This window comes from Streptomyces sp. NBC_00094, assembly GCF_026343125.1.
In the GTDB taxonomy this organism is placed as follows: domain Bacteria; phylum Actinomycetota; class Actinomycetes; order Streptomycetales; family Streptomycetaceae; genus Streptomyces.
Window position 1 is genome coordinate 5,679,711 of record NZ_JAPEMB010000001.1, and the last position, 18,201, is coordinate 5,697,911.

Below are 18,201 nucleotides of genomic sequence, written 5' to 3' on the forward strand. Positions count from 1 at the left end.
TGCCCCGGACGTTCGTACGAACAAAAGGGTACGAAACTACTTCAGGCCGGGGTACAGCGGGTGCTTGTCGGCCAGCGCGGTCACCCGGGCCTTGAGGGCCTCGGCCTTCTCGCCGTCGAAGCCCGGCTTGAGGGTCTCCGCGATGATGTCGCCGACCTCGGTGAAGTCCTCGGCCTGGAAGCCGCGGGTCGCGAGCGCCGGCGTACCGATGCGCAGACCCGAGGTGACCATCGGCGGGCGCGGGTCGTTCGGAACGGCGTTCCGGTTGACCGTGATGCCGACCTCGTGGAGACGGTCCTCGGCCTGCTGGCCGTCGAGCTCCGAGTTGCGCAGGTCGACGAGGAGCAGGTGCACGTCCGTACCGCCGGACAGGACGGAGACACCGTGCGCGGTGACGTCGTCCTGGACCAGGCGCTCGGCGATGATGCGGGCACCGTCCAGGGTGCGCTGCTGGCGCTCCTTGAACTCCTCCGAGGCCGCGACCTTGAAGGAGACGGCCTTGGCCGCGATCACGTGCTCCAGCGGGCCGCCCTGGAAACCGGGGAAGACCGAGGAGTTCAGCTTCTTCGCGAACTCCTTCTTCGCGAGGATGATGCCGCCGCGCGGGCCGCCGAGCGTCTTGTGCGTGGTGGAGGTCACCACGTCCGCGTACGGAACCGGGTTCGGGTGCAGACCGGCGGCGACCAGGCCCGCGAAGTGGGCCATGTCGACCCACAGGTAGGCCTCGACCTCGTCGGCGATCCGGCGGAACTCCGCGAAGTCCAGCTGACGCGGGTAGGCGGACCAGCCCGCGATGATCACCTTGGGGCGGTGCTCCTTGGCGAGGCGCTCGACCTCGGCCATGTCGACCAGACCGGCCTCGTCCACGTGGTAAGCGACCACGTTGAACTGCTTGCCGGAGAAGTTCAGGCGCATGCCGTGGGTCAGGTGACCGCCGTGCGCCAGGTCCAGGCCCAGGATCGTGTCGCCCGGCTGGGCGATCGCGAAGAGGGCGGCCTGGTTCGCGGAGGCGCCGGAGTGCGGCTGGACGTTGGCGTACTCGGCGCCGAACAGGTCCTTGACCCGGTCGATCGCGATCTGCTCGGCCACGTCGACGTGCTCGCAGCCGCCGTAGTAGCGGCGGCCCGGGTAGCCCTCGGCGTACTTGTTGGTGAGGACGGAGCCCTGGGCCTCCATGACCGCGACCGGAGCGAAGTTCTCCGAGGCGATCATCTCGAGGGTGGACTGCTGACGGCGGAGCTCGGCGTCGACGGCGGCGGCGACGTCGGGGTCCAGCTCGTGGAGGGGAGTGTTCAGAAGCGACATGAATCGATCCCTAGGGGTCTCGGGCCCGGTCTCAGCCGGCGGAGAACGCGGTGTACTCGTCGGCGGAGAGCAGCTCGTCCGGCTCGCCCGCGACACGTACCTTGAACAGCCAGCCACCCTCGAACGGAGCCGAGTTCACCAGCGACGGGTCGTCCACCACGTCCTGGTTCCTGGCGACGACCTCACCCGTGACGGGGGAGTACAGGTCGCTCACGGACTTCGTCGACTCCAGCTCGCCACAGGTCTCGCCCGCGGTGACGGTCGAGCCGACCTCGGGGAGGTCGGCGTAGACGACGTCACCGAGCGCGTTGGCCGCGAACTCCGTGATGCCGACCGTCGCGACGCCGTCCTCGGCGGCCGTCAGCCACTCGTGCTCCTTGGTGTAGCGCAGCTGCTGGGGGTTGCTCATGACCTGATTCTCCTGGATCGGGGGAGTACTGATGAACGTGGGTCTCGCGGGATGAGACCGGGAATGAGACGACTGCGTCACTTCTGGCGCTTGTAGAACGGCAGCGCCACGACCTCGTACGGCTCGTGGGTGCCGCGGATGTCCACACCTACACCCTCGGTGCCGGGAGCGGCGTGCGCCGCGTCCACGTACGCGATCGCGATCGGCTTTCCGAGGGTCGGGGACGGGGCGCCGGAGGTCACCTCGCCGATGACCACGCCGTCCTTGACGACGGAGAAGCCGGCGCGCGGGACCCGGCGCCCCTCGGCGATCAGTCCGACGAGCTTGCGCGGCGGGGCGGTCTCGGCGCGCTCGGCGGCCTTCTCGAGCGCCTCGCGGCCGACGAAGCGACCCTCGTTGGTCGTCTTCTCGAACTTGACGACCCGGCCGAGACCGGCGTCGAAGGGGGTGAGGGCGGTCGTCAGCTCGTGGCCGTACAGCGGCATGCCCGCCTCCAGGCGGAGCGTGTCGCGGCAGGACAGGCCGCAGGGGATCAGGCCGACCGGGGCGCCCGCCTCGGTCAGGGCCTTCCAGACGCCCTCGGCGTGCTCGGGCTTCAGGAACAGCTCGAAGCCGTCCTCACCGGTGTAGCCGGTACGGGCGATCAGCGCGGGCACGCCCGCGACGGTGCCGGGCAGACCGGCGTAGTACTTCAGACCGTCCAGGTCGGCGTCGGTGAGCGACTTCAGGATGCCGGGGGACTCCGGGCCCTGGACGGCGATCAGGGCGTACGCGTCGCGGTCGTCGCGCACCTCGGCGTCGAAGCCGGCCGCGCGCTCGGTCAGCGCGTCCAGGACGATCTGGGCGTTGGAGGCGTTCGCCACGACCATGTACTCGGTCTCGCCGAGGCGGTAGACGATCAGGTCGTCGAGGATGCCGCCGTCCTCCTGGCAGATCATCGTGTAGCGGGCGCGGCCCACGCCCACCGTGGAGATGTTGCCGACGAGGGCGTGGTCGAGGAGCTCGACGGCCCCCGGGCCCGTGACGGTGATCTCGCCCATGTGGGAGAGGTCGAAGAGACCGGCCTTGGTACGGACGGCGATGTGCTCGTCACGCTCGCTGGCGTAACGCAGCGGCATGTCCCAGCCCGCGAAGTCGGTCATGGTCGCGCCCAGCGAACGATGCAGCGCATCGAGGGCGGTCAGACGGGGGGCAGTGCTCATGGGGTGGCTCCCGGATCCCAAGGGCGGTTCGGTGACGAAACACATGACGGGCGAGGACGTCCTCCCCATCTGTCATGGAACCTGAGAGGTTCACCGAGGGCATCCTCGGCTTGCACCTTGGGTGGGGACACGGCAGGGTGTCCCGCTTTTCAGATCTGCCTCATCCACGCGGTACGGGGCCTGAGAGATTCAAGGGAGGGTCTTGCTCCTTCGGCGTCCGGACACCTGAGGTGGTCCGAAACTCTCCCGCGCGGATTCGAGCGGCCGGTATGCGGTTGTATGGCGACTGTGCGCGCCTGGCGCGGACATCATTGCACGCGTGCTCCGCGCGGCACATCACTTGTATCTCATTACCGCTTCTTTACACTTTGTGGGCAAGGGTCTTCCGAGGCCCGGCAGGGGGAGCAGCGATGAGGATCCAGCACACCGGCGCATATGCGACGAGTACCGGCATACCGTCCCAGCGTGCCCGCGCGAGAACCCGCCGGCCCGGCCGGATCCTGCGGGACCTGCGCGAGCGCGGCGGCCGGGGGCCGCGGGCCCTCACCTTCGCGGCAGGCGACCTCGTGGTCGTCTCCGGGCTGCCCGGCAGCGGCAAGTCCACCCTCATGAAGCGCGCCGCCGGCGGCCGGGGCATCGACTCCCAGGACGTCCGCGAGCGCTGGGAGGCCCGGATGCCGCGCCTCCTGCCGTACGCGGTCTACCGCCCGCTGGTCCGGATCGCGCACTACGCGGGGCTGCGCCGCGCCCTGCGCTCCGGCGCGAGCGTGATCGTGCACGACTGCGGGACCCAGTCCTGGGTGCGCGGCTGGCTCGCCCGCGAGGCGCGACGCCGGGGCGGCGCCCTGCACCTGGTCCTGCTCGACGTCGCCCCGGACGAGGCCCGCGACGGGCAGCGCGCGCGGGGCCGGGGCGTGTCCTCGTACGCCTTCGCCCGGCACCGGCGGGCCGTCGGCAGGCTGCTGCGGACCGCCGAGTCCGGCCGCCTCCCGCACGGCTGCGCCTCGGCGACCCTGCTCGACCGGGACGCCGCCGACGCCCTCCGGAGGATCGGGTTCCGCGGGGCCGTCTGACGGCCGGTCCCGTGTCCGTACCCCCTGCTTTTGGCCACGGCGGTGCCGAGGCGGCGTTAGGGTGCTGCGGGGCGGCGCGGGAGGGTGCGCCCCCGCGAGAATGGGGAAGAGTGACCGTGGACGTGACGTGGCCGGGCAATGAGCTCGAAGAGGTCCTTGCCGCCTCGCTCGGCAACCCCGCCGCAGGCGGCCGGCTGGTCGAGGTGCTGGGCCGCAGCCCGGTCTGGGTGCCCCTGCCCAACGGCGGCGGCCCCGACAGCCCCGATCTGGACCTCGCCACCATGGAGATCGACGGCGCGGCCTACGTGCCCGTCTTCAGCTCCGAACAGCAGTTCCTCGCCTGTGTCGGCAATCACATGTCCTTCGCCGTGGCCCCCGCCCGCGACTTCGCGCGCGGCCTGCCCCCGCAGCTCGGCATCGCCGTGAACCCCGGCGGTACCGTCGGCCTCCCGCTGCCCCCGCCCGCCGTCGCCGAGCTCTGCCGCGCCGGCCGCACCCCGCTCGACGGCCCCGCCAGCGGCGGCCGCGTCCGCCTCTTCGAGCCCGACTGGCAGGACGACCCGGTCGACTTCCTCGCCGCCGCCTCCGCAGAGTTCGAGGCCACCGGCGTCGTCGCCACCGCCCGCCGTGCCCTCGCGAGCGTCGAGGGCACGGAACCCGCCCTCTTCATCGGCGTCCAGCTCGCCGCCTGGGACGGCGTCGACCGCAACGCGCCCCTCGACGCCCTCGGCCGCGCCCTCGGCCGCGTCGAGGTCGCCTGGCCGGTCAACCTCATCCTGCTCGACATGGCGCAGGACCCGGTCGGAGACTGGATGCTGGAGCGGGTACGCCCCTTCTACCAGCGCGCCGCCGGGTGAGCGGCCCCCTGTTTAAGCTGAACTGAATCGGTGGCCGGATCGTCGTGTGCCCGGCCGGACGTGGTGGACGTGGTGAACGGAAGAGGGGCGGGACCCAGGGTGAGCGCGTCAGGCACCGCTGCGACCGGACAGGTCGAGCACATGCTGCGCCAGGTGGCACCCGGACGCTACGACGCGTACGAGAGCCTGCTGCACGCCCTGGCCGACGGCGAGGTCCGGATGCTGCTCTGGCAGGGCTCGCCCGGTTCGCCCGACGCCCAGTACGGGAACATGGAGGTCGACGGCTTCGGCTACGCGCCCTGCGTCACCTCCGCCCAGGAGCTCGCCGCCTCCGGCTGGAACCGCGCCCACGAGCTCGTCACCGGCCGCGAGATGGCCCGAGCCCTCTACCCCGACCGCTGGGGCATCTGGCTCAATCCGCACGCCCCCGGCGGCGGTGTCGGCATCCCCTGGGCCGACCTGCGCCGGATCGCCACCGGCCTCGACCGGATGCCCGCGGGACCCCTGCGCGTCAGCGAACCCGCGCTGGAGATCCCGCAGTTCTACGCCCTGCTCACGCAGAACGCGCACCGCACCCCGGCGGTCAGGTCGCTGCGCCGCGGCTGGGTGCAGCCCGCGCTCGGCTCCCCGTACCTCGTCATCGGTCTCGACCTGTACGACACCTCCGCGGCCGCCGTCGACGCGGTCCGCGCGATGATGAGCCAGTCGATCTCCGCCGTACCCGACGGACTGCCCGTCTCTACGGTCTCCCTCTCCGACGCGTACGACCCGGTGGCGCTCTGGCTGTGCGCCCACGCACGGCCCTTCTACGACCGCGAGGCGCACGCCGGACGCGGATCCGCCGCCGTGCCGGGGTACGGCTACCCGCCGTCGGCCCCGTCCGGATACTGAGACGCCACTCTGCTCCACTCGTACCCCATCAGCCTCCGGAGTCCTCTCCGGAGGCTTTCGTTCGCCCCAATACCGCACCTCGAACGCCCAGTTGAGCGACATGTCCGATTGGTGCGAAGAGGACCCGAGATGGTCCGCTCAGGTGATCGCGACGTCCGGATAACGGAAGTCACAGCACCGCATCACGTTTGAGCAAACATTCCTCGTCAGGGCTGGCGGGTGATCGCGGACGCATTGAAGACTCCCCGGAACACCGGGCGTTCTGCTCACATCGAGCCGAAGCCCAGCATGTTGTTCCACCGAGCCGCTACCCGCGGCGGGCAAGGGCCGGCTACCGGCGGCCGAGAGGGGTCCTCACCACGATGACGGCACCACTGCACGAGACGAGTGCGGGCGAGTCGACCGCCACCGTCGTCGGCGCGCCCGACGCTCCCGGCACTCCGGACACCTCCGGCACCGGCGCCAAGGTGATCCAGGGCCGCTCGCCCTGGCAGATCGCCTGGACCCGCCTCAAGCGCGACAAGCTCGCCCTCGCCGGCGCCTTCGTCGTCGTCTTCCTCATCCTCGTCGCGATCTTCGCCCCGGTCATCGTCGGCCTCCTCGGCCACCCGCCGGAGGAGTTCCACGAGGACCAGATCGACCCGCTGTTCGGTACGCCGATCGGGTCGTGGGGCGGCATCAGCTCCGACTTCCTCCTCGGCGTCGAACCGGTCAACGGTCGCGACGTCTTCAGCCGCATCGTCTACGGCGCCCGGATCTCGCTGCTCGTCGCCTTCCTCGCGGCGGTCTTCGCGGTCGTCCTCGGCACCGTCCTCGGCATCATCGCGGGCTACTTCGGCGGCTGGGTCGACGCGGCCCTCAGCCGGATCATGGACGTCATGCTGGCCTTCCCGCAGCTGCTGTTCACGATCGCGCTGGTCTCGGTGCTGCCGAACCAGTTCCTCGGTCTCGACGGGTCGGGCGTCCGCATCGCCGCCCTGGTGCTCGTGATCGGCTTCTTCGGCTGGCCCTACGTGGGCCGTATCGTCCGAGGTCAGACCCTCTCGCTGCGCAACCGCGAGTACGTCGAGGCCGCCCAGAGCCTGGGCGCCGGCCGCCTCTACATCCTGCGCCGCGAGCTGCTGCCCAACCTGATCGCCCCGATCATGGTCTACGCGACCCTCATGATCCCCACCAACATCCTCACCGAAGCGGCGCTCAGCTTCCTCGGCGCGGGTGTGAAGCCGCCCACCGCTTCCTGGGGTCAGATGCTGTCGACGGCCATCACCACGTACGAGGCGGACCCGGTGTTCATGGTGATCCCCGGCCTCGCGATCTTCGTCACCGTCCTTGCGTTCAACCTCTTCGGCGACGGCGTGCGTGACGCGCTCGACCCGAAGGGCTCCCGCTGACCGCTCGCCGACGACACCCAAGACCCGCCCCTGCCGCTGGCGACAGGAGGCTCATCCCCCAACGGCGGACCGATACAACGGCCGTCATTACTCCGGAGGTTGCGAGACCCATGACTCTGATGAGCTCTCAGAGGCGCAGAATCGCCGCGGGCGCGCTGCTGGCAGCGGCCACGATGGTCGTCACCACCGCCTGTGGCGGTGACAGCGGCGGCGACACCGGCGGCAAGGGCAAGGCGGGCGCGGCCGGCTTCAACGCCGCCGTGAACAAGATCGCCAGCCCCTCCGACAAGAAGGGCGGCGAGCTGAAGTTCATCGGCTCGCAGGAGGCCGACTCGTGGGACCCGCAGCGCGGCTACTACGGCTTCGTGTGGGACTTCGCCCGCTACTACACCCGTCAGCTCGTCAGCTTCAAGGCCGAGCCGGGCGCCGCCTCCACCGAGCTCGTCTCGGACCTCGCCACGGACACCGGCAAGGTCTCGGCCGACGGCCTCACCTACACCTTCACGCTGAAGGACGGAGTGGCCTGGGAGGACGGCAAGCCGATCACCTCCAAGGACATCAAGTACGGCATCGAGCGCATCTGGGCGCAGGACGTCATCTCCGGCGGCCCGATCTACCTGCAGCAGGTCCTCGACCCCAAGGGCGAGTACAAGGGTCCCTACAAGGACACCTCCGCGGACAAGCTCGGCCTGAAGGCGATCGAGACCCCGGACGACAAGACCATCATCTTCAAGCTGCCGGTCGCCAACGGTGACTTCCTGCAGATGCTGGCCATGCCCGCCGCCTCCCCGGTCCGCCAGGACAAGGACACCAAGGCCAAGTACGGCCTGAAGCCCTTCTCCTCCGGCCCGTACAAGTGGGATTCGTACACGCCGAACAAGGCGATGAAGCTCGTCCGCAACGACAAGTGGGACGGCAAGACCGACACGATCCGCAAGGCTCTGCCGGACACCATCAGCGTCACGTTCACCACGAACGCCGACGACATGGACAACCGCCTGGTCGAGGGCGAGTACGACCTCGACCTCAACGCCACGGGTGTCGGCGCCGCCGCCCGCCAGAAGGTCCTCCAGCAGCACAAGGACAACGTCGACAACCCGCAGACGGGCTTCATCCGCTACGCGGTCTTCCCGCAGACGGTGATCCCCAACATCGAGTGCCGCAAGGCCATCATCTACGCGGCCGACTCGAAGTCCCTCCAGACCGCCCGTGGTGGCCCGCAGGCCGGTGGCGACATCGCCTCCAACATGCTGCCGCCGGCGATCAAGGGTGCCGACCCGAAGGCCGACCCGTACGGCAAGCTCGCGGGCGCTCCGGACCTCGCCAAGGCGAAGGAGGCCCTGAAGAAGTGCGGTAAGCCGAACGGCTTCAAGACCACCATCGCGGTCCGCAACAACAAGAAGATCGAGATCGCGACCGCCGAGTCCCTCCAGCAGTCGCTGAAGGCCGTCGGCATCGACGCCCAGATCGACCAGTTCGACGGCGCCCAGACCTCCGGCATCATCGGTTCGCCGAAGGTCGTCAAGGACAAGGGCTACGGCATCATCGTCATGGGCTGGGGCGCCGACTTCCCGTCGGGCCAGGGCTTCCTCCAGCCGCTGGTCGACGGTCGCTTCATCCTCCAGAGCGGTAACAACAACTTCTCGGAGCTGAACGACCCGGCCGTCAACGGCCTGTTCGACGCCGCGCTGAAGGAGACCGACCCGGACAAGGCCGGCGAGCTCTACAAGCAGATCAACACGAAGGTCTCGGAGGCCGCGGTCTACCTGCCCTTCACCCACGAGAAGAACATCATCTGGCGCAGCTCCCGGCTGACCAACGTCTACACCGCGGACGCCTACAACGGCCGCTACGACTACGCGTCGCTCGGCGTCGTCAAGTAATCCGACCCGCTTCACCGGCGCACCACCCGCCGCCAGGTCCGAAGGGCAGGTGATGGCCGAGGGTGGCGGCCGGGGGATCCGATCGGGTCCCCCGGCCGCCGACCGGCCGACCGCATGCTTGCATACATAGTCCGACGGCTCTTCGCAGTCGTCGTGATGCTGCTCGTCGTCACGCTCGTGACGCTCAGCATCTTCTTCCTCATCCCCAAGATGACCGGCAGCGACCCTGCCGCGATGTTCGTCGGCAAGCAGGCGGATCCGGCTTCCATTGAGGGAATCCGTCAGAAGCTGGGCCTGGACGAGCCGATCCTGGTTCAGTTCTGGCACTTCGTCTCCGGCATCTTCGTCGGCCGGGACTACACGGGTGGTGGCGACACCATCCACTGCGCGATGCCCTGCTTCGGCTACTCGTTCCGCACCGAGCAGGACGTGTGGACGATGCTGGTCGACGCGTTCCCCGTCACCCTTTCCATGGTCCTCGGCGCCGCCGTGCTGTGGCTGGTCCTGGGCGTGTCCACGGGCGTGATCTCCGCGCTCAAGCGCGGCACGATCATCGACCGTGCGGCCATGATCACCGCGCTCGCCGGTGTCTCGCTGCCCATCTTCTTCACGGCCATGCTCGCGATGCTCGTCTTCCGCACGCAGCTCGGCTGGGTCAACGCCTCGTACGTCCCGATCTCCGAGTCCTTCGGCGGCTGGTTCGGCGGTCTGCTCCTGCCATGGGTGACCCTCGCCTTCCTGTACGCGGCGATGTACGCGCGGCTCACCCGCGCCACCATGCTGGAGGTCCTGGGCGAGGACTACATCCGTACCGCCCGCGCCAAGGGCCTGCCGGAGCCGGTCGTGCTCGGCAAGCACGCGATGCGCTCCACCATGACCCCCATCCTGACCATCTTCGGCATGGACCTCGGCGCCCTCGTCGGCGGCGCGATCCTCACCGAGACCGCGTTCAGCCTCCACGGCCTCGGCGGTCTCGCCATCAAGGGCGTGAGCGAGCGTGACCTGCCGCTGATCCTGGCGGTCACCCTCATCACCGCCGCCTGCGTGGTCGTCGCCAACCTCGTGGTGGACCTTCTCTACGCAGTGATCGACCCCCGAGTGAGGCTCGCATGACGGACAAGCTGTCGAAGACCGGCGCGGCCGTGGGCGAGCCGGTCTCCACCGGGAAGTCCGCGCCCTCCGACGCGTTCCTCGACGTACGTGACCTGAAGATCCACTTCCCGACCGACGACGGTCTGGTCAAGTCGGTCGACGGCCTCAGCTTCCAGCTGGAGAAGGGCAAGACCCTCGGCATCGTGGGCGAGTCCGGCTCCGGCAAGTCGGTCACCTCGCTCGGCATCATGGGCCTCCACACCGTCGGCCAGTACGGCCGGCAGAAGGCCCGTATCTCCGGCGAGATCTGGCTGAACGGGCGCGAGCTCCTCACGGCCGACCCCGACGAGGTCCGCAGGATGCGCGGCCGCGAGATGGCGATGATCTTCCAGGATCCGCTGTCCGCGATGCACCCGTACTACACGATCGGCCACCAGATCGTGGAGGCGTACCGCGTCCACAACAACGTCGACAAGAAGACGGCGCGCAAGCGGGCCGTCGAACTCCTCGACCGGGTCGGCATCCCCGAGCCCGCCAAGCGGTTCGAGAACTACCCGCACGAGTTCTCCGGCGGCATGCGCCAGCGCGCCATGATCGCCATGGCGCTCGTCAACAACCCCGAACTGCTCATCGCGGACGAGCCGACCACCGCGCTCGACGTGACCGTGCAGGCCCAGATCCTCGACCTGATGCGGGACCTCCAGAAGGAGTTCGGCTCGGCGGTCGTCATCATCACCCACGACCTCGGCGTCGTCGCCGAGCTCGCCGACGACATCCTCGTCATGTACGGCGGGCGGTGCGTCGAGCGCGGACCGGCCGAGTCCGTCTTCTACGAGCCGCAGCACCCCTACACCTGGGGCCTGCTCGGCTCGATGCCGAGGATCGACCGCGATCAGACCGAGCGGCTCATCCCGGTCAAGGGCAACCCGCCCAGCCTCATCAACATCCCGGACGGCTGCGCCTTCAACCCCCGCTGCCCGTACGCGGACGTGCCCAAGGGCGGCATCACGCGCACCCAGCGGCCCGAGCTGGCCCTGGCCGGCGACCGCCACTTCTCGGCCTGCCACATGCCGCAGGAGGAGCGGACCCGCATCTGGACCGAAGAGATTGCGCCGAAACTGTGAGCGACAACATGGAACCTCTGCTCAAGGTCACCGGCCTGAAGAAGCACTTCCCCATCAAGAAGGGCCTTCTGCAGCGCCAGACCGGTGCGGTCAAGGCGGTCGACGGGATCGACTTCGAGGTCCTGCCCGGTGAGACCCTCGGCGTCGTCGGCGAGTCCGGCTGCGGCAAGTCCACGATGGGCCGGCTCATCACCCGGCTGCTCGAACCGACCGGCGGTACGGTCGAGTTCCAGGGCACCGACATCTCCCACCTCGGGGTGGGAGGGATGCGGCCGTTCCGCCGGGACATCCAGATGATCTTCCAGGACCCGTACGGCTCGCTGAACCCGCGCCACACGGTCGGCACGATCGTCTCCGCGCCGTTCAAGCTCCAGGGCGTCGAGCCCGAGGGCGGTGTGCGCAAGGAGGTCCAGCGGCTCCTCGGCCTGGTGGGCCTCAACCCCGAGCACTACAACCGCTACCCGCACGAGTTCTCGGGCGGCCAGCGCCAGCGCATCGGCATCGCCCGCGCGCTGGCCCTGAAGCCGAAGCTGGTGGTGGCGGACGAGCCGGTGTCGGCCCTCGACGTCTCCATCCAGGCGCAGGTGGTCAACCTCCTGGACGACCTCCAGCAGGAGCTCGGCCTCACCTACGTCATCATCGCCCACGACCTGTCGGTCATCCGGCACGTCTCGGACCGCATCGCGGTGATGTACCTCGGCAAGATCGTCGAGCTCGCGGACCGCAAGTCCCTGTACGAGAACCCGATGCACCCGTACACCCGGGCCCTGATGTCCGCGGTCCCGATCCCGGACCCGCGCCGCCGGGGCGCCAAGAGCGACCGCATCCTGCTCACCGGCGACGTCCCGTCCCCGATCGCCCCGCCGTCCGGCTGCCGCTTCCACACGCGCTGCTGGAAGGCGACGGAGGTCTGCAAGACGCAGGAACCCCCTCTCCTGGAACTCCGCCCGGGTCAGCGCGTGGCGTGCCACCACCCGGAGAACGCGGAATCCCTGACGATCCCGGCGGCTCGCGAGTCCGTCGAGGTGACGAAGCGGGAGGAGAGCGTGGCGGTCGCGGCGGAGCCGGCGACGGCCGAGCCGGAGGCTGTGGCGGAGCCGAAGTCCGCGCCCGCGGCCGAGGCCGAGGCAACGGTCGGGTCCGCGCCGGAGGCGGAGGCGGCGGAGACCGCCGCCGAGTCCGAGGCGACGGAGCCGTCGACCGAGGGCGACGCTCCGAAGGCGTGACACCGAGAAGCCCCTGCCGCACCCCGTGCGGCAGGGGCTTCTCGCTGCGGCCGCGCACGGGGGGTCGGGGGCGGAGCCCCCGGCCCCGTCAGGGTTCCGGGGAGGGGCGGGGTGGGGGAGCCGCAACCCCCGCGGGCGCAACCGGCACAATTGGGCGGTGCTCCACGATCTGTTCAGCCCCGACGTCCAGCACGCCCTGGACCTCGTCGGCATCTTCGTCTTCGCCATCTCCGGCGCCCTCCTCGCCGTCCGCAAGAACTTCGACGTCTTCGGCATCGCCGTCCTCGCCGAGGTCACCGCTCTCGGCGGCGGCCTGCTCCGCGACCTGATCATCGGCGCCGTACCCCCCGCCGCCTTCACGGATCTCGGCTACTTCGTCATGCCGCTGGTCGCGTCCGTCCTCGTCTTCTTCCTCCACCCGGAGGTCGAACGGACCCAGACCGCCGTGAACGTCTTCGACGCCGCCGGGCTCGGCCTCTTCTGCGTGACGGGCACGACGAAGGCGTACGACTACGGCCTCGGTCTCACCTCCTCCGCCGCGCTCGGACTCGCGACGGCCGTCGGCGGCGGTGTCCTGCGGGACGTGCTCGCCAACGAGGTGCCGTCCCTGCTCCGCTGGGACCGCGACCTGTACGCCGTCCCCGCGATCGTCGGAGCGACGATGGTGGTCCTCTGCATCCGTTTCGACATGCTCAACGCCTTCACCAGCGGGGCCGCCGTCCTCACCGCCTTCGTGCTCCGGCTCCTCGCGATGCGCTACCACTGGCGCGCGCCCCGCGCGTGGAACCGCCGCTCCTCCGCCCGCGAGGAGCCGGAAAAAGCTACCGCTCAGTAGCTAGCTGGGGTACCGTCGAAACCATGAGCACGAGCACCGAGACGACCGCCGTCGGGACCGCGAACGAGTTCGACCGCGACACCGCCGTCACCCTCAGGACCCCCGGCGTCTATGACGCCGACCTCTCCGCCGGCTGGACGATCATCCAGGCCGTCAACGGCGGCTACCTCCTCGCCCTGCTCGGCCGCGCCCTCGGCGACCACCTCCCGCACCCCGACCCGTTCACGATCTCGGCGCACTACCTCACGCCGTCCGTGCCCGGCCCCGCGGTGATCCGGACCGAGACCGTCCGTACCGGCCGGACCCTCTCCACCGGACAGGCCTCGCTCTTCCAGTACGCCGAGGACGGCACCGAGGTCGAGCGCATCCGCGTCCTCGCCTCGTACGGCGACCTCGACGCCCTCCCCGACGACGTCCGCACCACCGCGACGCCGCCCGTGATGGCCCCGATCGAGAACTGCTTCAGCGCCGCCGACAACCCGGCCCCGAGGATCCCCGGCTCCTCCGCCATCGCCGACCGGCTGGACCTCCGCCTCGACCCGGCCTGCGTGGGCTGGGCGGTCGGCGCGCCGTCCGGCAAGGGCGAGATGCGAGCCTGGTTCGGTCTCGCCGACGGCCGCGAGCCGGACGCGCTCTCCCTGCTGCTCACCGTCGACGCGCTGCCGCCGACCTCCTTCGAACTGGGCCTCAAGGGCTGGACCCCGACGGTGGAGCTCACCACCCACGTCCGCTGCCGCCCCGCACCCGGCCCGCTGCGGGTCTCCATCACCACGCGCAACCTGGCCGGAGGCTTCCTGGAGGAGGACGCCGAGGTCTGGGACAGCGCCGACCGCCTGGTGGCCCAGTCCCGCCAGCTGGCCCGCGCCCCGCGCGGCTGAACACCCCGGAGCCGGTCCGGCCCAGGGGGCCGGACACCCCGGCGTGGGCCCGGCCCAGGGGCCGGGCACCCTGGGCGCCACCGCGAGCAGGGGCGCCGGACAGGTCATAAACCGGCCAGGCGCCGAGGCCGCCGTGGTGGGCTCGTAGAATCGACCCCACCATGGCTTACCTCGACCACGCCGCGACCACGCCCATGCTTCCCGAGGCGATCGAGGCGATGACCGCCCACCTCGCCGTCACGGGCAACGCCTCCTCCCTGCACGCCTCCGGACGCCGGGCCCGGCGGACCGTCGAGGAGGGGCGCGAGGCGCTCGCCGCCGCGCTCGGCGCACGGCCCAGCGAGGTCGTCTTCACCTCCGGCGGCACCGAGGCCGACAACCTCGCCGTGAAGGGCCTCTACTGGGCCCGCCGCGACGCCGACCCCCGCCGCACCCGCGTCCTCGCCAGCCCGGTCGAGCACCACGCCGTGCTCGACGCCGTCGACTGGCTCGCCACGCACGAGGGCGCCGACGTCGAGTACCTGCCGGTGGACCGGCAGGGCCGCGTCCACCCCGAGGCCCTGCGCGAGGCGATCACCCGCGACCCCGGTTCCGTCGCCCTCGCCACCGTCATGTGGGCGAACAACGAGATCGGCACCGTCATGCCGGTCCGTGGACTCGCCGACGTCGCCGCCGAGTTCGGCGTCCCCCTGCACGCCGACGCCGTCCAGGCCGTCGGTCAGGTTCCGGTCGACTTCGCCGCCTCCGGCCTCGCCGCGATGACGGTCTCCGGTCACAAGATCGGTGGCCCGTACGGGATCGGCGCCCTGCTCCTCGGCCGTGAGTACACCCCCGTACCCGTCCTGCACGGCGGTGGCCAGGAGCGGCACGTCCGCTCCGGCACCCTCGACGTGCCCGCCGTCGCCGCCTTCGCCGTCGCCGCCCGACTCGCCACCGAGCGCCGCGAGGAGTTCGCCCGCGAGGTCGGCGCGCTGCGCGACGAACTCGTCACCGCCGTCCGCGAGGTCGTCCCCGACGCGATCCTCGGCGGCGACCCCGTCGAGCGGCTCCCCGCCAACGCGCACTTCACCTTCCCCGGCTGCGAGGGCGACTCCCTGCTCCTGCTGCTCGACGCGGCCGGCATCGCCTGCTCCACCGGCTCCGCCTGCACCGCCGGCATCGCCCAGCCCAGCCACGTCCTGCTCGCCACCGGCACCGACCCGGACCTGGCCCGGGGCACCCTGCGCTTCTCGCTGGGCCACACGTCCACCGCGCAGGACGTGGCAGCGGTCGCCGAGGCGATCGGCCCGGCCGTGGAGCGAGCGAGGACCGCAGGCCTCACCTGAGCTCCGCCACCCCGCGCGTCCGCCTCACACGGGCTTCTTCGACGCCTCCCGCACGAGCCGCAGATACCGGTCCCAGTCCCAGTGCGGCCCGGGATCGGTGTGGTCGGTGCCCTCGACCTCCACGTGCCCGATGACGTGCTCCCGGTCCACGGGTATCCCGTACCGCGCGCAGATGTCGGCCGTGAGCCGCGCCGATCCCGCGTACATCGCCGCCGTGAAGTCCTGCGGCCGGTCGACGAAGCCCTCGTGCTCGATGCCGATGCTCCGCTCGTTCATGTCGCGGTTCCCCGCGTGGAACCCGACGTCGAGCTCCCTGATCATCTGCGCCACGTGGCCGTCCTTGCGGACGACGTAGTGCGCGGCGGCCCCGTGCCCCGGGTTCTTGAAGACCTTCAGCGCGGTCGCGTAGCTGCCCTGGACGACGTGGATCACGACCCGGTCGATCCGGTAGTCGTCCGGCCGGTCGGCCCGCCGCCAGTTCGCCCGCGCCGCCGAGGTCCACTCGGCGCCCTTGTGGTCGAGCTCCCCGTCGACCCGCTTCTTCTCCATGCCCGGCAGTCGCCACCACACGCGCGCCAGCTCGTCCCGGGCCAGCGCGGCCGTACCCAGCACGGCCACCCCGCCGCCGAGCAGCACGGCCCGCCGCCCCACCCGCCTGTCCGACCCGCTCCCCTTGCTCCCCATGCATCAGAGAACGCTTACTCCCGCGACCATGGTTCCCGCGCCCCGTACCCTGGTAGGGCTATGACTCAGACTCCGCCCCCGCGCACCCTTCGCGTCCTCGCCGCCATGTCGGGCGGCGTGGACTCCGCCGTCGCCGCCGCCCGTGCCGCCGAAGCCGGCCACGACGTCACCGGCGTGCACCTCGCGCTCTCCGCGAACCCGCAGTCGTTCCGTACCGGAGCACGCGGCTGTTGCACGATCGAGGACTCGCGCGACGCACGCCGGGCCGCCGACGTCATCGGTATCCCGTTCTACGTGTGGGACCTCGCCGAGCGGTTCCGCGAGGACGTCGTGGACGACTTCGTCGCCGAGTACGAGGCCGGCCGCACGCCCAACCCCTGCCTGCGCTGCAACGAGAAGATCAAGTTCGCGGCGCTGCTCGACAAGGCGCTCGCCCTCGGTTTCGACGCGGTCTGCACCGGCCACTACGCCACGGTCGTCCTCAACGAGGACGGCACGCGCGAGCTGCACCGCGCCTCCGACATGGCGAAGGACCAGTCGTACGTCCTCGGGGTGCTCGACGAGAAGCAGCTCGCGCACGCGATGTTCCCGCTCGGCGACACGCTCACCACCAAGGACGAGATCCGGGCGGAGGCCGAGCGGCGCGGGCTCGCGGTCGCGAAGAAGCCCGACAGCCACGACATCTGCTTCATCGCCGACGGCGACACCCAGGGCTTCCTCGCCTCCCGCCTGGGCAAGGCCGAGGGCGACATCGTGGACGAGGCCGGCGCGAAGATCGGCAGCCACGACGGCGCGTACGGCTTCACCATCGGCCAGCGCAAGGGCCTGCGGATCGGCCACCCGGCCGCGGACGGCAAGCCCCGCTACGTCCTCGACATCTCGCCCGTGAACAACACGGTCACCGTCGGCCCGGTCGAGGCCCTCGACGTCACCGCCCTCACGGCGATCAAGCCCCGCTGGTGCGGCACGGCCCCCGAGGGCCCGGGCCGCTACACCGCCCAGCTCCGCGCCCACGGCGGCGAGACCGAGGTGACCGCCGCCTTCGCGGACGGCGAGCTCACGGTCACCTTCGCCGAGCCGGTCCGGGGCGTGGCCCCCGGCCAGGCGATCGTCCTCTACGACGGCACGCGCGTGGTCGGCTCGGCCACCATCGCCACGACGGCCCGCCGCACCACGGAACCCACGCCGGCGTAGCCGAGCTACGCGGCCTCGCTCGTCTCCCGCTCCTCCGCCAGGAACTCCTCCAGGACCGGAGCCAGGACGTGCGGGGCCACCTCGTGCGTCTGCCCCGTCAGGGTGCGGTGGCGGGCCCGGGGGAGCGCCGCCGTCAGGGCGCGGGCCGCCCGGCGCGCCCACGCGGGGCTCGCGCCCCCGTCGACGACCAGCACGCGCGCGTGGACCCCGGCGAGGCGCCGCTCCGGCACCGTCCCGTCGCCGAGGAGGGCGTGGTCGTACGCGAGCGTGGACGCCAGCTCCTCCCGCCCGGGCCACGCCCCCGCCGGCACGGCCGACTCCGCCAGGAACAGGTCGAGGGCCGCGCCCCGCTGCCCCCGGTCGAGCAGCGCCGCCGCCCGACCGTGCCGGTCGGCGGCCTCCGTCGCGTACGGCGGCTCGTACACCGACACCGGCCCGGTCGGCAGCCCGGCGGCCACCGCGGCGAGCGCCAGCGCGCCCCCGGTGCCCACGCCGTGCAGGGCCGCACCGCTCCCGGCCTCCGCGACCACCGCCGCCAGGTCCTCGATCTCCCGCTCCACGGTGTACGGCCCGGTGTCGCCGCTGCCGCCGCGCCCCCGCCGGTCGTACGTCACGACCGAGAAGCGCCGGGCGAGCAGCCGGGCGAGCGGCCCCTCGCTCGCGGCCGTGCACAGGGCCCCGCTCACCAGGACCACCGGCGGCCCGTCCCCGTACCGCTCGTACGCGATCGTCGTCCCGTCCCGCGACGTGACCCGTCCCCGGACCCTGCTCAGCGTGGTCTCCACCTCGTCCATGGCAGTGCAGACCCGGCCCGTCACCGGAACTCATCGCC

At 71.1% G+C, this 18,201-nt stretch carries 17 protein-coding genes and 1 riboswitch; of the genes, 12 read left to right on the forward strand and 5 right to left on the reverse strand.

Annotated elements, in window-relative coordinates:
* Positions 1-36: 36 nt before the first annotated feature.
* From glyA to gcvT, 3 genes are all read right to left on the reverse strand, one after another.
* Complete coding sequence (glyA, locus tag OG580_RS25360; protein WP_267045969.1) at positions 37-1,305, reverse strand: serine hydroxymethyltransferase; 1,269 nt, start codon at positions 1,303-1,305, stop codon at positions 37-39.
* A gap of 31 nt (positions 1,306-1,336) precedes the next feature.
* Entirely contained in the window at positions 1,337-1,714 is a 378-nt protein-coding gene (gene gcvH / locus OG580_RS25365; protein ID WP_267045970.1) for a glycine cleavage system protein GcvH, read from the reverse strand.
* A 77-nt stretch (positions 1,715-1,791) separates the two neighbouring features.
* Positions 1,792-2,916 (reverse strand): glycine cleavage system aminomethyltransferase GcvT, encoded by a 1,125-nt coding sequence (gene gcvT / locus OG580_RS25370; protein ID WP_267045971.1) that lies wholly within the window; start codon positions 2,914-2,916, stop codon positions 1,792-1,794.
* A 159-nt stretch (positions 2,917-3,075) separates the two neighbouring features.
* Positions 3,076-3,175, reverse strand: a riboswitch (glycine riboswitch).
* A gap of 151 nt (positions 3,176-3,326) precedes the next feature.
* On the opposite strand from gcvT, the gene OG580_RS25375 reads away from it, so the two are divergent.
* The 11 genes from OG580_RS25375 to OG580_RS25425 all read left to right on the forward strand — a co-directional run bounded on the left by OG580_RS25375 (position 3,327) and on the right by OG580_RS25425 (position 15,491).
* Entirely contained in the window at positions 3,327-3,989 is a 663-nt protein-coding gene (locus OG580_RS25375) for an AAA family ATPase (RefSeq protein WP_267045972.1), read from the forward strand.
* A gap of 116 nt (positions 3,990-4,105) precedes the next feature.
* Entirely contained in the window at positions 4,106-4,846 is a 741-nt protein-coding gene (locus OG580_RS25380) for an enhanced serine sensitivity protein SseB (protein ID WP_267048121.1), read from the forward strand.
* Between the two features lie 99 nt (positions 4,847-4,945).
* A complete protein-coding gene (locus OG580_RS25385) occupies positions 4,946-5,737 on the forward strand; it encodes an enhanced serine sensitivity protein SseB C-terminal domain-containing protein (RefSeq protein WP_267045973.1) in 792 nt (263 codons plus the stop codon).
* A 362-nt stretch (positions 5,738-6,099) separates the two neighbouring features.
* Positions 6,100-7,128 (forward strand): ABC transporter permease, encoded by a 1,029-nt coding sequence (locus OG580_RS25390; RefSeq protein ID WP_267045974.1) that lies wholly within the window; start codon positions 6,100-6,102, stop codon positions 7,126-7,128.
* Positions 7,129-7,238: 110 nt separating this feature from the next.
* Positions 7,239-9,011, forward strand: a complete 1,773-nt coding sequence (locus tag OG580_RS25395) for an ABC transporter substrate-binding protein (RefSeq protein WP_267045975.1) — start codon at positions 7,239-7,241, stop codon at positions 9,009-9,011.
* Positions 9,012-9,125: 114 nt separating this feature from the next.
* The gene (locus OG580_RS25400) at positions 9,126-10,124 is read left to right on the forward strand and encodes an ABC transporter permease (protein ID WP_267045976.1); all 999 of its coding nucleotides are present in this window, start codon (positions 9,126-9,128) and stop codon (positions 10,122-10,124) included.
* Entirely contained in the window at positions 10,121-11,227 is a 1,107-nt protein-coding gene (locus OG580_RS25405) for an ABC transporter ATP-binding protein (RefSeq protein ID WP_267045977.1), read from the forward strand. Before OG580_RS25400 ends, OG580_RS25405 begins: the two co-directional genes overlap by 4 nt.
* 8 nt (positions 11,228-11,235) lie before the next feature.
* Complete coding sequence (locus OG580_RS25410) at positions 11,236-12,453, forward strand: ABC transporter ATP-binding protein (protein ID WP_267045978.1); 1,218 nt, start codon at positions 11,236-11,238, stop codon at positions 12,451-12,453.
* Between the two features lie 157 nt (positions 12,454-12,610).
* Entirely contained in the window at positions 12,611-13,288 is a 678-nt protein-coding gene (locus OG580_RS25415; protein WP_267045979.1) for a trimeric intracellular cation channel family protein, read from the forward strand.
* 23 nt (positions 13,289-13,311) lie between these two features.
* Positions 13,312-14,166 carry a thioesterase family protein gene (locus OG580_RS25420; protein WP_267045980.1) on the forward strand — a complete coding sequence of 285 codons (855 nt, stop codon included), beginning with the start codon at positions 13,312-13,314 and terminating at the stop codon, positions 14,164-14,166.
* A gap of 161 nt (positions 14,167-14,327) precedes the next feature.
* Positions 14,328-15,491: a cysteine desulfurase family protein gene (locus tag OG580_RS25425; RefSeq protein ID WP_267045981.1), complete on the forward strand. Its 1,164-nt coding sequence runs from the start codon at positions 14,328-14,330 to the stop codon at positions 15,489-15,491.
* 24 nt (positions 15,492-15,515) lie between these two features.
* Here the strand turns inward: OG580_RS25425 and OG580_RS25430 are convergent, their stop codons facing one another.
* Positions 15,516-16,175, reverse strand: a complete 660-nt coding sequence (locus OG580_RS25430) for an N-acetylmuramoyl-L-alanine amidase (RefSeq protein ID WP_267045982.1) — start codon at positions 16,173-16,175, stop codon at positions 15,516-15,518.
* Between the two features lie 60 nt (positions 16,176-16,235).
* Here OG580_RS25430 and mnmA point away from each other — a divergent pair, with 60 nt between their 5' ends.
* Positions 16,236-17,369: a tRNA 2-thiouridine(34) synthase MnmA gene (mnmA, locus tag OG580_RS25435; protein ID WP_267045983.1), complete on the forward strand. Its 1,134-nt coding sequence runs from the start codon at positions 16,236-16,238 to the stop codon at positions 17,367-17,369.
* Positions 17,370-17,374: 5 nt separating this feature from the next.
* On the opposite strand, the gene OG580_RS25440 is transcribed toward mnmA, so the two are convergent.
* Positions 17,375-18,163 carry an alpha/beta fold hydrolase gene (locus OG580_RS25440; RefSeq protein ID WP_267045984.1) on the reverse strand — a complete coding sequence of 263 codons (789 nt, stop codon included), beginning with the start codon at positions 18,161-18,163 and terminating at the stop codon, positions 17,375-17,377.
* Positions 18,164-18,201: the final 38 nt, after the last annotated feature.

Bases quoted from the DNA above. Each gene is read 5' to 3' on its own strand.
- gcvT (WP_267045971.1), bottom strand. From the start codon at position 2,916: ATGAGCACTGCCCCCCGTCTGACCGCCCTCGATGCGCTGCATCGTTCG.
- OG580_RS25400 (WP_267045976.1), top strand. From the start codon at position 9,126: ATGCTTGCATACATAGTCCGACGGCTCTTCGCAGTCGTCGTGATGCTG.
- glyA (WP_267045969.1), bottom strand. From the start codon at position 1,305: ATGTCGCTTCTGAACACTCCCCTCCACGAGCTGGACCCCGACGTCGCC.
- OG580_RS25420 (WP_267045980.1), top strand. From the start codon at position 13,312: ATGAGCACGAGCACCGAGACGACCGCCGTCGGGACCGCGAACGAGTTC.
- OG580_RS25390 (WP_267045974.1), top strand. From the start codon at position 6,100: ATGACGGCACCACTGCACGAGACGAGTGCGGGCGAGTCGACCGCCACC.
- gcvH (WP_267045970.1), bottom strand. From the start codon at position 1,714: ATGAGCAACCCCCAGCAGCTGCGCTACACCAAGGAGCACGAGTGGCTG.
- mnmA (WP_267045983.1), top strand. From the start codon at position 16,236: ATGACTCAGACTCCGCCCCCGCGCACCCTTCGCGTCCTCGCCGCCATG.
- OG580_RS25440 (WP_267045984.1), bottom strand. From the start codon at position 18,163: ATGGACGAGGTGGAGACCACGCTGAGCAGGGTCCGGGGACGGGTCACG.
- OG580_RS25405 (WP_267045977.1), top strand. From the start codon at position 10,121: ATGACGGACAAGCTGTCGAAGACCGGCGCGGCCGTGGGCGAGCCGGTC.
- OG580_RS25375 (WP_267045972.1), top strand. From the start codon at position 3,327: ATGAGGATCCAGCACACCGGCGCATATGCGACGAGTACCGGCATACCG.
- OG580_RS25425 (WP_267045981.1), top strand. From the start codon at position 14,328: ATGGCTTACCTCGACCACGCCGCGACCACGCCCATGCTTCCCGAGGCG.
- OG580_RS25395 (WP_267045975.1), top strand. From the start codon at position 7,239: ATGACTCTGATGAGCTCTCAGAGGCGCAGAATCGCCGCGGGCGCGCTG.
- OG580_RS25410 (WP_267045978.1), top strand. From the start codon at position 11,236: ATGGAACCTCTGCTCAAGGTCACCGGCCTGAAGAAGCACTTCCCCATC.
- OG580_RS25430 (WP_267045982.1), bottom strand. From the start codon at position 16,175: ATGGGGAGCAAGGGGAGCGGGTCGGACAGGCGGGTGGGGCGGCGGGCC.